Genomic DNA, 11796 nt, shown 5'->3' with positions numbered 1-11796 from the left:
CAAGTCAAGAGGAGGTGGTGTTGCCGTCCCGTATGCGGTTTTCGATATGCCGACGAAATGTCTCCGGGTTGCGCCACCAGCGCCGCGACGCCAACGCGGCCAGCCCGGCACCGGCGGCGTTGAGCAGTACGTCGTCTACGGACGACACCCGATCGAGCCGCAGCGCGTACTGCGCGATCTCGACCAGCATCGAGCAGCCCGCCGCGAGTGCAAGGACCCGCGGTACCGACGCCAGCGCCGGGAACCGAAGCGGTACAAAGAACCCCAGCGCTGCGAATACCAGCAGGTTGCCGACGATCCCTCCCGTCGACATCGTGAGCAGGTCCCGCAGCGGTATCAGGCTGACCCGACCGGGCACTTCGCCGGCGTGGCTGCCCGGCAGCATGGTCATCCAGACCCACGGCACCGTCCCGTAGACGATGCCGACTTCGGCAATCGACGTACGCCAAGGTGCTGACGTCATACGGCGGAGGGCCAGAACGCACACCACGAGAACGGCCAACGGCGCCGCGGCGACCGTGAGGAGGACGACGCCGTTGAAGGTATCGACCAGGTGGTGCCAGTCCTTGACGATCACGCTATCTTCGCTTGCCTCTCAGGTACTCGCGCCGCCTCATGTAGAGGTCGAAGGCTCGATACATCACCGGCCGCAGGGGCAGATCCCACTCGCCGACGTACCGTACCGCCTGACCGCCGGTGCCGACCTTGAACTGGATCAGTCCGACGTGCGGGTCGTCGACGTCGAGGGTCGGGGTGATACCGCGGAGGTCGTAGACGTCGCAGCCGGCCGCGAGCGCGTCGCGGATCATCGCCCACTGGCAGGCGTTCGAGCCGCGCACCTCCCGCTTCTCCGTGGCGGAGGCGCCGTACGAGTACCACGCGTAGGCCCCGACCCGGACGAGAATGGTGGAGGCGACCAGATCGCCCTGGTGGTGGGCCAGGTAGAGCCTGATCCGCTCGGGATCCTCCGCGCTCATCGCGGCGAACATGGTCTCGAAGTACCGCAGCGGCCGCGGCACGAAGTGATCGCGCTCGGCGGTATGCACATACAAGTCGTGGAACGCCTTCAAATCTGAGCCAACCGTGACCTCGACGCCTGCCTTAGCCGCTTTCTTGATGTTTCGGCGCCAGAGCTGATTCATCCCCCCGAGTACGTCGTCCTCGCTCCGCCCCGCCAGCGGAACCTCGTACTTGAACTGCGGCTGCCCGGCCCCGAACCCGTCCTCCGGGCTCTGCGGCAGCCAACCCACGTCGCGCAGCCAACCAGCCACCTGCGCACCGATCGGATCGACGCGCCCGCCAGGCACGTCCATGAGCCGCTCGACGCCCGGGTCCGCGATACCGGCCTTGACCTGAGCAGCGGTCCATACATGAGTGCGCAGCGGCGGCACGAGCCGGATCGCGAACGCGCCCTGCGCCTTCAGGTACGCCGCCAACGGGTCAAGCCACCTGCTGAGATCGCCGGTCCAGTCGATGGACGGACCCTCGGGCAGATAGGCCAGCGTATGGCGCTCGAGGCGCGGTACCGGCCGGTGCAGGACGAGCCCGGCGCCGACGAGCCGCCGCCCGTCGTACCAGCCGAGAGACTCGCTCCGCCACTCGGTCTTCACGCGTCCCCACGCCGGGGTCTGCAGGAAGCTGACCGACCGTTGGGCCTGCACGAACTCCAGATGCTCGACCGAGCCGATCGGCGCGACAGTCAGCGTCACCCCTGCATCCTCGGATCGTGCGTCGGGTCGGCGTACCTGGGCGGGCAGCCGCGCGTGACGGCCTCCGGGCGCAGCTCGTAATGCCACGGCTCGTTGTCGTAGATCTGGCACAACCCATACCTGAAACCATGCTCGGACAGCCACGCCGTGGCGTCGGAGCGCCCGATGTCGATTGCCTGCCCCGACACGTGCGGCGACGTCGTAGGAGTGGCGACCCAGCGGGCAGCTTCCCGCTCCGAGCCGTACTTCGAGACCGCCTCCTGGAGCAGGTGCTGCTGGTACGCCGGCGTACGCCAGCCGCTGTTGACGAAGAACTTGACCCCGTCATCCGCGGCGTCCGTCGCGGCCTTGCGCAGGGCAACGAGCAGCGCCGGATCGAGGTTGGTGACCGCGGGGACGTCGTCGAAGACCGTGACACCGTCAGGTACGGCGCCGTCCGTCTCACCGAGCGTGGATCCGGCCGGAAAGGACGGAAAGGCGAGCGACTGGTGGATGAACACGCCGATGATCGCCACGTTGGCGACCAGGAGCGTCGCACGGATGGTCATCTTCGTACGGCGGCCTGCTGCCGGTGCGCTGACGGACATGGGTCCAGTCAAAACAGGCAGGTGTTGTCAGCGCGTATCCGGTTTTGGATACGCGGGCGATATGTGCCGCCTCGTACCATCGAGACTGTGCGGGTACTGATCGTCGAGGACGAACCAGAGATGGCCGACGCCATCCGGGCCGGCCTGCGCCTGGAAGCGATCGCCGCCGACGTGGCCGGTGACGGCGACACCGCGCTGGAACTGCTGAGCATCAACAGCTACGACATCGCCGTCCTCGACCGCGACATCCCCGGCCCGTCCGGTGACGAGATCGCGAAGCGGATCGTTGCCTCCGGCAGCGGTATGCCGATCCTGATGCTGACCGCGGCCGACCGGATGGACGACAAGGCGTCGGGGTTCGAGCTCGGCGCCGACGACTACCTCACGAAGCCGTTCGAACTGCAGGAGCTGGTCCTCCGGCTCCGGGCGCTCGACCGCCGCCGCGCCCACAACAGACCGCCGGTGTGGGAGATCGCGGGACTGCGGCTGGACCCGTTCCGCCGCGAGGTCTACCGCGACGGCCGGTACGTCGCGCTCACCCGGAAGCAGTTCGCCGTCCTCGAGGTCCTGGTCGCTGCCGAAGGTGGGGTCGTCAGCGCCGAGGATCTCCTCGCGCGGGCCTGGGACGAGAACGCCGACCCGTTCACGAACGCCGTACGGATCACTGTCTCGGCCCTGCGTAAACGCCTCGGCGAGCCCTGGCTGATCGCCACGGTCGCCGGCGCCGGCTACCGCATCGACACCGGAGCTGAGCGCCGTGAATAGAGAGCCCGGTCTGAGCGTTCGGCTCAAGCTGACCCTCAGTTATGCGGGCTTCATCATGGTGGCGGGTGCTCTGCTGCTCGCGGTCGTGTGGGTGTTCCTGCTGCGTTACGTACCCGACGTGACCATGGGCCCGATGCGCACACCGGATCGCTCCGACCTGATGCGTGCCTTCATCCCGAAGGTGACCATGATGTTGGCGTTCCTGCTGGTCTTCGGCCTCGCCGGAGGCTGGATTCTGGCCGGCAGCATGCTCGCGCCGCTGACTCGCATCACCAATGCGACCCGCCTGGCCGCGAACGGCTCGCTGTCGCACCGGATCCACTTGGAAGGCCGCACCGACGAGTTTCGCGAGCTCGCCGACGCCTTCGACGTCATGCTCGCCCGCATCGAGGCGCACGACGCCGAACAGCAGCGGTTCGCGGCGAACGCCTCCCACGAACTGCGCACTCCGCTGGCGATCACGCAGACGCTGCTCGACGTGGCCCGCAAGGACCTGAACCGCGACACCGGCGAACTCGTCGAGCGCCTCCACTTGGTCAACACCCGGGCGATCGACCTCACCGAGGCGCTGCTCCTGCTCAGCCGCGCCAACCAGCGGACCTTCATCCGGGAACCTGTCGACCTGTCGCTCCTGGCGGAGGAGGCCACCGAAACACTTCTCCCACTCGCTGAGAAGCGCGGCCTCACCATCGAGACCTCGGGGGAGGTGGCCCCCACCATGGGTTCGAACTCGCTGCTCCTGCAGCTGACGACGAACCTCGTGCACAACGCGATCGTCCACAATCTGCCGGACCAGGGCAGCATCTGGGTCACGACCGGCGTCGGCCCCCGGACCGTGCGGCTCGCCGTCGAGAACACCGGCCAGAAGCTCACCGCACACATGGTTTCCACGCTGGTCGAGCCGTTTCAGCGGGGTGCCGAGCGGACCCGCTCCGACCACGCTGGTGTCGGCCTCGGCCTGGCCATCGTCAACAGCATCGCCCAGGCCCACAACGGAACCCTCACCCTCACGCCCCGCGACGGCGGCGGGTTGCGCGTCAGCGTCGAACTGCCCCTGCGGAAAGTCGACAAGAGCCGGACGCGACGAGCCCGAGGCGCCGCGGGGCCGGAAAGCTGATCTCAGCGGGCCTTGGCCGTGAGGGTCAGGTGGGTGATGCCGCTCGGGCTCGTGACCGCCTCGATGTCGTAGGTGTCCTCGAGCGCCTCCAGTCCGTCCCACAGCCGGACGCCGCGGCCGAGCAGGATCGGGACCTGGGCGATGTGCGCGTAGTCGATCAGGCCTTCGGCGAGGAACTCCCGTACGACGGTCGGCCCGCCACCGACCCGGATGTCGCCACCGTTCGCCGCGGCGCGGGCCTGCTCGATGACCTCGCTCGGAGTGGCGTCGACGAAGTGGTACGTCGTGCCGCCCTCCATCTCGATCGACGCGCGCGGGCGGTGCGTGAGTACGAACACCGGCTGGTGGAACACCGGGTTCGGGCCCCACCAGCCCTTCCACTCCGGGTCGTCCTGCCATCCGGGCGGGCCGAACTTCCCGGCGCCCATGATCTCGACGCCGATCCCGGGCTCGTGCCGCTCGGCGAACGCGTTGTCGGCGCCGAGGGTGCCACCGGGCAGGCCGTCCGCCGCGTGGAAGAACCGGGTGCCGACCAACCACTCGTGCAGCCGCTCGCCGGCGTGCCCGAACGGGGCCTCCAGGGACTGACCGTCCCCGGTGGCGAAGCCGTCGAGCGAGATCGCGAGGTTGTGAACACGGACTTCGGACATCGGAATGCTCCTTCGTTTCGGCGCCGCCTTCCGGCGCCCTTACGGGAAGGTCGACGCCAACCGCCCCGTCTTGACATCACCACACCGAGAATCTGTTTTTGCCGCTTGTTCACCGTCGAAATGAGTCTGATTAGCGTGTGCTCCGGGTGGGGCACGGTGTCCTGCTCGCTCAAGGAGGATGCGCAGATGGAGAGAGCTCACGTCAACAGGAGGACAGTTCTGGGCGGGCTGGCTGGGGCCGTCGGCGCCGCGGCATTACCCGGCGGAACGGCGTACGGAAGCACTTCCACAGAGGTGAGCCCGCTGCAGCGGCGGTACCCGGCGGCCTGGCCCGAGCTGGAGCCGTACGGCGCGGCTGACACCCGGCTCGACCTGTGGCCGCGGGACGACAACTCCTTCGTGCTGCCACTCGAGCTACGGCCTCGTGACGAGGAGCTCGGGCGGGTGTGGATGCGGGACACATATGTCAACTGCTTCACGGTCGACGGCCGCCCGCTGTACGTCGCAACAGGTACGACGCGGGTACCGGGGCGCCCCGCGGCCGGCCCGTGGAACGACGGCATCTTCGTCTGGACCGCACCGTCGCTGCACGGCCCGTGGCGGCTCGCCGACACGAGGGGGATCCGGCCCGACGCGGAGTTGGGCAAGGTCTGGTCACCCGAGTTCGTCGGCGAGAACGCACCGGGCCGTACCGTCGTCGCTCCGTGGCAGGAGTACTGGTACGACGACCAGTTCGGCAAACGTGGAAACGCCTGGGCTCCCGAACTGCACTACTTCCGCGGTACCTGGTACATCGTCGCCTGCATGGGCGACCACTCCCGCAAGGTCGGATCGTTCCTGCTGATCAGCGAGGGCGGAGTCGAGGGCCCGTACCGAGTTGCCCAGGGCAACCTCGCCAAACCGTTCGGCGAATCATTCATCGGCGGCCCCAGCTTCGTCCTGCCCGGCGCCTACCACCACATCGACGGCGGCCTGTACTCCGAGGGCGACGACGCGTGGCTCGTCCTGCACAACAACCTCTATGCGCGGTTCCGCGACGATATGGAGGGCATCGTCCCCACGACCGACCTGCCGACGTTCCAGCAGAGCCCGTACTCGCCCGAGCCCTACCTCGAGGGTGCGTACGTGCTGAAGTACGGCGGAAAGTACTACCTCATGCACGCCGCCTGGGACCGCGCCTCGACGAACCCGGACGGCAGCGCACGCAACGCGTACGACCCGCCCGCACCAGGCCGCGTCCAGTACCAGTACGACCTGATCATGGCGGTCTCCGACCATTTCGAGGGCCCGTACTCGAACCGCTGGACCGCGGGTGTCGGTGCCGGCCACAACAACATCTTCGTCGACGCCGCCGGCCACCTGTGGGCGACCTTCTTCCGGAACCCCGCGTTCGGCTACTGGGCGGACCCCACTCGCATCGCGGACGCCGCAGTGCCCGGAGTCGTCCGGATGGAGTGGACGGGCCCGAAGAGCAACCGCCTGTACGTGGGCCGCCGCTGACGAGCTACTACTTCTGGTACGTCGTTTCGTCGAGGCCGCTCATGGTCGGGTCGTAGCCGACGTCGCCCACGTCGTACATGGACGTCATCCAGTGGTAGAAGTTGTCGCCCCGCTCCCGCAGTACGGCGTACAGCCGCCGCATCATCTGCGACCGTACGCAGGCCTGCTCCGGGTGCTCGTACACGTTGAGCAGTTCGTCCGGATCGAGCTCCAGGTCGTAGAGCTCGTTCACCGAGTCCGGATTCACCACGAGCTTGTACCTGTCAGTGCGCAGCATCCGTTGTGGGTAAGGGAAGTGATGCCCGTGGAACTCGCACACGATGTCGTCGTCCCACTCGGTCTGCTCGTTACTCACCAGCGGCAGCAGACTCCGCGAGTCGACGGCGGCCTTGGGGTCGGCTCCGGCCAGTTCGAGGATCGTGGCGGTGCAGTCGAGCAGGCTGACGAATTCGTTCCGTACGACGCCCTCCGGCTGCCCCGGCACGCGGATCAGACCGGGAGTGCGGTAGATGTCCTCGTACATCGCCGGCCCCTTGTCGTGCAGCCGGTGCGAGCCGGTGAACTCCCCGTGGTCGCAGGTGAAGAAGACCGAGGTGTCGTCGGCGAGCCCGAGCCGGCGCATCGCGTCCAGTACCCGGCCGAGCTGGAGGTCGATCAGGGCGACGTACCCCTGGTAGACCGCGATGAGTTTGCGTGTGGTCTCGATCGGCATGGTGTCGAACGTCCAGTGCGCGCTGTAGTTCTTCTGCACCATCGGCTTGCCCTGGAACGTCTCCGCCACCGATCGCGGCAGCTCGACGTCCGCGGGATCGATCAGGTCGAAGTACTCGTCCGGCAGGATGTACGGCAGGTGCGGCCCGAAGAAGTGCAGCGCGAGGAAGAACGGCTGCTCCCGCTCACGGACGTCCGCGGCGTACCGCTCGAGCATCTCGATCGCGCGGGTGGCGAGGTAGTGCTCGAAGGTCGCCTCCACCGGCTGGTGCAGCCGGGCGGCGAGCAGGTTGCCGGGCCCGCCGTTGGGCAGTGTCCCGCGGATCCGGTCCGAGATCTCGTACGGCGGCAGGCCCCGCTCCTCGAGGTAGGCCAGGTAATCGGGATGATCCACCGGGTTGTGCCAGCCCGGCAGATCGGGGCCGTCGAACCCGAAGTCGCCGGCCGACTTGTTGGTGCCGACATGCCACTTGCCGATCAGTCCGCAGTTGTAACCCTTCTCGCGCAGCGCCTGCGAGAACGCGAACTGCCCGTCGGCCAGGTCCTCGAGGTACCCGACGTTCCGCTCGTAGTTCGCCAGCAGTTTGTGCCTGAACGGCGCCTGGCCGGTGAGCAGGCTGGCGCGGGCCGGCGTACAGATCGCCGTGGGCGTGTACCAGCGGTCGAACCGGGTCCCGGTGCGGGCCAGCTCGTCGAGGTTCGGGGTCGTCCCCAACCGGTTGCCGTAGGCACCGAGGGTGTCGGCCCGGTGCTGGTCGGTCATCAGGAAGAGGATGCTCTTCGGCTCGCTCACTTGGCCGCCGCCGTGGTGAACAGGTCGCCGGTGTAGTAGGTCTTGGGATCGGCCTTCGACTTCAGCTTGCCGGCCTGCACGAAGTAGTCGGCCATCCCGTTGAGCCACTTGCCGATCGTGCCGTCCTTGGTCTTCGCGTCCAGTTCGTCGACCGACAGCACCTTGACGTTGCCCGCGTCGGCCTTGACCTGGTCGACCGGCACGCTGAGCATCTTCGCGGTGAGTTCGATCGACTTGTCCATGTTGGCGGAGCGGTAGGCCATCGCGTCCCGCAGTACGGCGATCGTCTTCTCGGTCTTGTCCTGCTGGCCGGACACGACGTCGTTGCCGGCCACGAACGCGGTCGGGAACGAGACCTGGGACTCGAAGTCGGAGTTCTTGGCGAGCTCCGTCAGATCCGGGACCTGCTTCTTGATGGTTCCGATGGCGGGGTACCAGAAGCCTGCCGCATCGATCTTCTTGGACGCGAACGCCGACACGATCGTCGAGGCGTCCATGTTGACGACCTTGACGTCCTTCTTCGTCATACCGGCCTTCTGCAACGCGAGCGTGAGGATCATGTCTCCCGACGTGCCTTCCGGTACGCCGACGGTCTTGCCGCGGAGCTGGTCGATCGAGGTGGTACCGGAGCGTGCGATCACCCGGTCGGCGTTGCCGAGGGTGTTGATCGCGACGATCTTCGCCTGCCCGGACGCCGGCAGCCAGAACGCACCCGGGCCGATGTAGCCGAAGTCGAGGTCGCCGGTTCCGAGGGCCTGGATCTGCAGCGGGCCGTTCGTGAACACCTTCGTATTCGCCTTCAGACCGTGCTTCTTCCACAGCTTCTGGTCGTTCGCGATCGCGAGCAGGCTGGTGCCGTTGTAGTCCGCGATGTAGCCGAAGTTGACCTCCTGGAGGTCGCCGCTCGCGCCGTCGTCCGAGCCGCCTCCGCAGCCGGACAGGGCGAGCGCCAGGGCGGCGGTGCCGGCGGCCAGGGCCGTCAGCTTGCGTGGGAGTGACATGAGACGTCCTTAGGATCGAGCCGTCGCGGGGGACGGCAGGGAGGTTCCGGAGCCGGCCGCGGTGCGGCCGTCCTGGTGGTACACGGAGTGCCAGACCCGGTTGCGCAGCGCCGCGAACTCGGGGCTGAGGCGGAAGTCCTCCGACCGGGGGTACGGCAGGTCGACGTCGACCACGTCGTAGATCCGCCCCGGCCGGGCGGCCATCACGATGACGCGGTTCGCCAGGAAGACCGCCTCGTCGACGTCGTGGGTGATGAACATGACCGTGCGCTGCTCCTGGCTCCAGGTGTCGAGGAGCTGCTCCTGCAGCTTGACCCGGGTCAGGGCGTCCAGGGCCCCGAACGGCTCGTCCATCAGCAGAATCGACGGGTTCACGGCGTACGCGCGGGCGATCGCGCACCGCTGCCGCATACCGCCGGACAGCATCTTGGGCAGCGCGTCGGCGAATTCGCCGAGCCCGACCATGTCGATGAAATGCTGGGCCCGTTCGCGCCGCTCGGCCTTGCCGGCACCTGCGGTCTTGAGCCCGAACTCGACGTTCTTGCGCACGGTTAGCCAGGGGAAGAGCGCGTACTGCTGGAAGATCACGCCGCGCTCGGGCCCGGGTCTTGACACCGGTACGCCGTCGACGAGCGCGCGCCCCGAGGTCGGTTCCTCCAGGCCGGCGAGGATGTTCAGCAACGTGCTCTTCCCACACCCCGACGGCCCCACGACGGTGATGAACTCGTTGTCGGCGATGTCCAGCGACACCTGGTCCAGCGCGGTGAACATGTCCTTGCCGAGGGCAAAGGTCTTGGTGACCGACTGTACGGAGATCTTGGCGGTCATCGGCGCTCCTGCCATCCGGTGAGTTTGCGTTCGGCCAGCAGCAGGACGCGGTCCATCAGCAGGCCGAGGATCCCGATCGAGATCAGGCCGACGAAGATCGTCGGCAGGTCGTAGTAGAGCTGCGCGTTCTGCATCCGGAAGCCGAGGCCCTGCTGTGCGGCGATCAGCTCGGCGGCGACCAGGGTGGCCCAGGCCGACCCCAGACCCACCCGCATGCCGACGAGGATGAACGGCGTCGACGCGGGCACCACCACCCGGGCGAAGATGCCGGCGTCCTTGGCGCCCAGCACCCGGGCCGCGTTGATCAGCGTGCGGTCGACGTTGACCACGCCCTGGAACGTCGAGATCACGCAGGCGAGGAACGCGGCCAGGAAGATGACGAAGATCTTCGGGGCCTCGCCGATCCCCATCAGCACGATGGCCAGCGGGATGATCGCCAGCGGCGGGACGGTGCGGAAGAACTGGATCCACGGCTCGACCAATCCGCGGACCACGGCGTACCAGCCCATCAGGAACCCGACGGGGACGGCGGCGGCGGTGCCGAGCGCGAACCCGATCAAGACCCGCGTCAGGCTGGCCAGGACGTCCTTGCCCAGTGTGCCGTTGCCGATCAGGGTGATCGCCTGCGCGACGACCTCGGGAGGGGTGGGCAGTTTGAGTCCGGCGAGAGCCAGCGCCCACCACACCGCGATCCCGAGGCCGACGGAAACCGCGTTCAGCAGCAGCGGAAGACCACCGGCCCGGGCGCGCCTGCGTCCTCCGGCGCGATCGCGCGGCTTCGCGCCGCGGGCGGTCTGGTCACTGATGACGGCCATCGACCACTCCTCGGATCTGCGTCTCTGGGTAGCCCGCCAGGAGCGGCGAGCTGTGGAACACCGCGGCGAGGGCGCCGAGAGCGCCGTCGTCGTCGGCGAGGTGCGCCGCCCGTACGCCGGGGGAGGCGGCGCCCGGAAAGAGTTCGTAGGCGACTGTCGCGGCGGCCTGCTGGACGATCACCGGCGCGAGCCGGGTGATCTCGCCGCCGATCACGATCTCGGCGGGGTTCAACGCCATCGCGACGGCGGCGAGAACGCGGCCTACCGCCGCGGAGGCGTCGCGCAGTATCCGGTCGGCCACCGGGTGCGAACGGGCGACCGCGGCCGCGAGGTCGTCCAGACTCTCCACCGGGAGCCCGGCGGCCCGGCAGGCGGCCAGGATCGCGGGGACCGAGGCGATGGTCTCGAGGCAACCGTTCTTGCCGCAGCGGCAGGGGTCGCCGTCGGCTCGCACCGTGACGTGGCCCAGTTCGCCGGCCAGTCCGGCGGAACCGGACACGAGCCGGCCGCCGACCACGAGCCCGCCACCGACTCCGTCGGACAGCCGGACGTAGAGGAGGTGCTCGATCGCCTTCGCGCCGAAGATCGCCTCGGCGAGCGCCGCCAGCCGGGTGTTGTTGTCGACGACCACCGGTGCGCCGAACCGCTCGCAGAACGCTTCGTCGACCGAGGCCTCGTGGAAGCCGTCGGCCGCGGCCCGGTGGGACGGATAGTCGCGCACGCCTGGTTTGCCTGAGTACGGCCCCGGGATGCCGATGCCCACGCCCTGCAGGGCGCCGTAGTGGACGCCGTACTCGTCGCTGAGTCGCTCCACCAGGCGGAACGCGACGTCGAGCCGGGTCGGCCAGTCGACGTGGTCGTCGTACCGGTCGGAGCCCGAGGCCACGATCTCGTGCGAGGCGTCGGCCACGATGACGTGCACGCGGCGATGCCCGAAGTCGACGCCCATGAACTGTCCGGATGCCGGATCCAGCGCCAGCCGCTCGGCGGGCCGGCCGCTGCCCTCACGGTGCGCCGCGTCGGTGTCGGTCACCACGATGGCGCCTCGCTGCAGCAGGCTTCCGGTGATCTCGGACAGGGTGGTCCGGGACAGGCCGACGGCACGGGCGATCTGGTTCCGGCTGAGCGCGCCCTGCTCGCGCAGCACCTGGAGGACCCGTTCTTCGTGGGTCCTCCGCACCAGCGCCTGCACTCCTGGATAGGTCTGCACGGTCGTGACGCTAGGAACCCGGAATTATTCCGTCAACAGTCCGACAAAATTCGGCTTCCTTTTCGACGGCCCCGGACGCAATTCCCGGCCGGCGGCTGCGACAGGGCGGT

General features: G+C 68.2%; 12 protein-coding genes. 3 read left to right on the top strand and 9 right to left on the bottom strand.

Annotated features, from left to right (window positions below):
* Positions 1-4: 4 nt before the first annotated feature.
* From E0H45_RS29110 to E0H45_RS29100, 3 genes are read right to left on the bottom strand one after another with little or no spacing between them, the layout of a single operon-like run.
* Complete coding sequence (locus E0H45_RS29110; protein ID WP_202872548.1) at positions 5-577, bottom strand: VanZ family protein; 573 nt, start codon at positions 575-577, stop codon at positions 5-7.
* Position 578: 1 nt separating this feature from the next.
* Positions 579-1709 carry a lipid II:glycine glycyltransferase FemX gene (locus E0H45_RS29105; RefSeq protein WP_131343149.1) on the bottom strand — a complete coding sequence of 377 codons (1131 nt, stop codon included), beginning with the start codon at positions 1707-1709 and terminating at the stop codon, positions 579-581.
* A complete protein-coding gene (locus E0H45_RS29100) occupies positions 1706-2296 on the bottom strand; it encodes a M15 family metallopeptidase (RefSeq protein WP_131343147.1) in 591 nt (196 codons plus the stop codon). The genes E0H45_RS29105 and E0H45_RS29100 overlap by 4 nt, the downstream gene beginning before the upstream one ends.
* 87 nt (positions 2297-2383) lie before the next feature.
* On the opposite strand from E0H45_RS29100, the gene E0H45_RS29095 reads away from it, so the two are divergent.
* Positions 2384-3061, top strand: a complete 678-nt coding sequence (locus tag E0H45_RS29095) for a response regulator transcription factor (RefSeq protein WP_131343145.1) — start codon at positions 2384-2386, stop codon at positions 3059-3061.
* A complete protein-coding gene (locus tag E0H45_RS29090) occupies positions 3054-4178 on the top strand; it encodes a sensor histidine kinase (protein WP_131343143.1) in 1125 nt (374 codons plus the stop codon). Before E0H45_RS29095 ends, E0H45_RS29090 begins: the two co-directional genes overlap by 8 nt.
* A 2-nt stretch (positions 4179-4180) precedes the next feature.
* Here the strand turns inward: E0H45_RS29090 and E0H45_RS29085 are convergent, their stop codons facing one another.
* Entirely contained in the window at positions 4181-4828 is a 648-nt protein-coding gene (locus E0H45_RS29085) for a dihydrofolate reductase family protein (protein WP_131343141.1), read from the bottom strand.
* Positions 4829-5014: 186 nt separating this feature from the next.
* Here E0H45_RS29085 and E0H45_RS29080 point away from each other — a divergent pair, with 186 nt between their 5' ends.
* Complete coding sequence (locus E0H45_RS29080; protein WP_131343139.1) at positions 5015-6328, top strand: family 43 glycosylhydrolase; 1314 nt, start codon at positions 5015-5017, stop codon at positions 6326-6328.
* Positions 6329-6335: 7 nt separating this feature from the next.
* On the opposite strand, the gene E0H45_RS29075 is transcribed toward E0H45_RS29080, so the two are convergent.
* From E0H45_RS29075 to E0H45_RS29055, 5 genes are read right to left on the bottom strand one after another with little or no spacing between them, the layout of a single operon-like run.
* Positions 6336-7832, bottom strand: a complete 1497-nt coding sequence (locus tag E0H45_RS29075; RefSeq protein WP_131343137.1) for a sulfatase family protein — start codon at positions 7830-7832, stop codon at positions 6336-6338.
* Positions 7829-8833 carry an aliphatic sulfonate ABC transporter substrate-binding protein gene (locus tag E0H45_RS29070; protein ID WP_131343135.1) on the bottom strand — a complete coding sequence of 335 codons (1005 nt, stop codon included), beginning with the start codon at positions 8831-8833 and terminating at the stop codon, positions 7829-7831. The genes E0H45_RS29075 and E0H45_RS29070 overlap by 4 nt, the downstream gene beginning before the upstream one ends.
* A 9-nt stretch (positions 8834-8842) precedes the next feature.
* On the bottom strand, positions 8843-9661 hold the full coding sequence (locus E0H45_RS29065; protein ID WP_131343133.1) for an ABC transporter ATP-binding protein: 819 nt from the start codon (positions 9659-9661) through the stop codon (positions 8843-8845).
* Positions 9658-10476, bottom strand: coding sequence for an ABC transporter permease (locus E0H45_RS29060; RefSeq protein WP_131343131.1), 819 nt, complete (start codon positions 10474-10476; stop codon positions 9658-9660). Before E0H45_RS29060 ends, E0H45_RS29065 begins: the two co-directional genes overlap by 4 nt.
* Positions 10460-11686 (bottom strand): ROK family transcriptional regulator, encoded by a 1227-nt coding sequence (locus E0H45_RS29055; RefSeq protein WP_131343129.1) that lies wholly within the window; start codon positions 11684-11686, stop codon positions 10460-10462. Before E0H45_RS29055 ends, E0H45_RS29060 begins: the two co-directional genes overlap by 17 nt.
* Positions 11687-11796 lie beyond the last annotated feature (110 nt).

The sequence above is a fragment of the Kribbella soli genome (assembly GCF_004331345.1).
Lineage (GTDB): Bacteria > Actinomycetota > Actinomycetes > Propionibacteriales > Kribbellaceae > Kribbella > Kribbella soli.
Note: the sequence above shows the minus strand (reverse complement) of the source record. Positions and strands in the feature narration are given on the sequence as shown.

Coding starts and splice junctions, on each gene's coding strand:
- E0H45_RS29080 (WP_131343139.1), top strand. CDS start 5,015: ATGGAGAGAGCTCACGTCAACAGGAGGACAGTTCTGGGCGGGCTGGCT.
- E0H45_RS29085 (WP_131343141.1), bottom strand. CDS start 4,828: ATGTCCGAAGTCCGTGTTCACAACCTCGCGATCTCGCTCGACGGCTTC.
- E0H45_RS29100 (WP_131343147.1), bottom strand. CDS start 2,296: ATGTCCGTCAGCGCACCGGCAGCAGGCCGCCGTACGAAGATGACCATC.
- E0H45_RS29060 (WP_131343131.1), bottom strand. CDS start 10,476: ATGGCCGTCATCAGTGACCAGACCGCCCGCGGCGCGAAGCCGCGCGAT.
- E0H45_RS29070 (WP_131343135.1), bottom strand. CDS start 8,833: ATGTCACTCCCACGCAAGCTGACGGCCCTGGCCGCCGGCACCGCCGCC.
- E0H45_RS29065 (WP_131343133.1), bottom strand. CDS start 9,661: ATGACCGCCAAGATCTCCGTACAGTCGGTCACCAAGACCTTTGCCCTC.